Genomic DNA, 907 nt, shown 5'->3' with positions numbered 1-907 from the left:
TGCGGTTCGGTTGGATTGCGGGTGTGGTTGGTCGTGGTGAGTTGACGGATAAGGCCTGGGCGGTGATCGAGCCGTTGTTGCCACCGCGGCAGGGTGGTGGTCGGCGGTGGCGGGATCATCGCCAGGTCATCAACGCGATCTTGTGGAAGTTGCGCACTGGTGCGCCCTGGCGTGACCTGCCTGTTCGTTACGGGCCTTGGAAGACGGCGCATGAACGGCTGCGGTTGTGGACCAAAGACGGCACCTGGGACCGGATTCTTGACCGGGTGATCGTCAAAGACGACGCCGTCGGCGACCTCGAGTGGATCGTTTCCGTCGATTCGAGTGTGGTCCGGGCGCACCAGCATGCCGCCGGTGCCCGGAAAAAGGGGGATGCAGCGACGGAATCGAAGCCCTCGCCCTCGATGGGGAAGGACTCGGGCGGTCCCGTGGCGGGCTGAGCACCAAGATCCACTTGGTTGTGGACGGGCGGGGCCTGCCGATGCGGTTCCTGCTCACCCCGGGCCAGGCTGGGGACAACCCGCAGCTGGTTCCGCTGCTGGACGGCATCACCGTCGCCCGGATCGGTCCCGGCCGGCCACGCTGCCGACCGGAGACGGTGATCGCGGACAAGGCGTATTCGCATCCGTCAACCCGCCGGGCGATGCGAGACCGGCGGATCAGGTTCGTCAGTCCGGAACGGGATGACCAGATCGCCCGCCGCACAGCCAAAGGCCGCAGCGGCGGGCGACCACCAGCGTTCGACGCTGAGGCCTATAAACAGCGCAACGTGGTCGAACGGTGCTTCAACCGGCTCAAACAGTTCCGCGACCTGGCCACCCGCTACGCCAAACGCGCCGCCTACTACCAAGCCGAACTCACCATCGCCGCGATCGTGCTCTGGCTCCAATGACTTACAGGACACGCC

Annotated in this window: 1 protein-coding gene; it reads left to right on the top strand. The window is 65.9% G+C overall.

The features are described from left to right. Positions 1-23 precede the first annotated feature (23 nt). A protein-coding gene (locus tag DL990_RS41140) for an IS5 family transposase (RefSeq protein WP_233620727.1) occupies positions 24-892 on the top strand; the annotation gives its coding sequence in 2 pieces (ribosomal slippage) (positions 24-395 and positions 398-892; 867 coding nt in all). The last annotated feature ends 15 nt before the right edge of the window (positions 893-907 follow it).

Source organism: Amycolatopsis sp. WAC 01416, from assembly GCF_003947485.1.
Taxonomy (GTDB): domain Bacteria; phylum Actinomycetota; class Actinomycetes; order Mycobacteriales; family Pseudonocardiaceae; genus Amycolatopsis.
Note: the sequence above shows the minus strand (reverse complement) of the source record. Positions and strands in the feature narration are given on the sequence as shown.